The sequence below is a fragment of the Staphylococcus sp. EG-SA-2 genome, from assembly GCF_017152085.1.
The window spans coordinates 1-332 of record NZ_JACYHC010000334.1 but is presented as its reverse complement, the minus strand read 5'-3'; the positions used below and the strand labels follow the sequence as shown (position 1 = coordinate 332).

Annotated in this window: 1 protein-coding gene; it reads right to left on the bottom strand. The window is 30.7% G+C overall.

Features of this window, described 5'->3' with window-relative positions:
- Positions 1–207: 207 nt before the first annotated feature.
- Positions 208–332, bottom strand: a 125-nt coding sequence (locus IDG60_RS22065; RefSeq protein WP_241013331.1) for a hypothetical protein, incomplete at its 5' end; no start/stop codon positions are given.

Below are 332 nucleotides of genomic sequence, written 5' to 3'. Positions count from 1 at the left end.
GTTATACCACTATATATAGTATTTTCAAATTTTTATTAGTCTGTTAACTAAAACGTCACAAAGTTATTAACATTTAGTGAAATTCATATTTCTACACAATTATTTCATTAATTTTTAAAATTGTTCTCGAATCGTTCTGTCATTTCGACATGTTTATGCAACTATTATTTCATTTTGCACCGGGACTATAGTTTCTATTTTTCATACTTAAATCGTCACAATGCCCATCAACATTGCAATTACTAACATAACGATGGCGAATCCCCAAATCCAAAAGAATGCATACTTAATATACGTGCCCATGTTTGCCTCTGCTAAACCAATTGCCAACC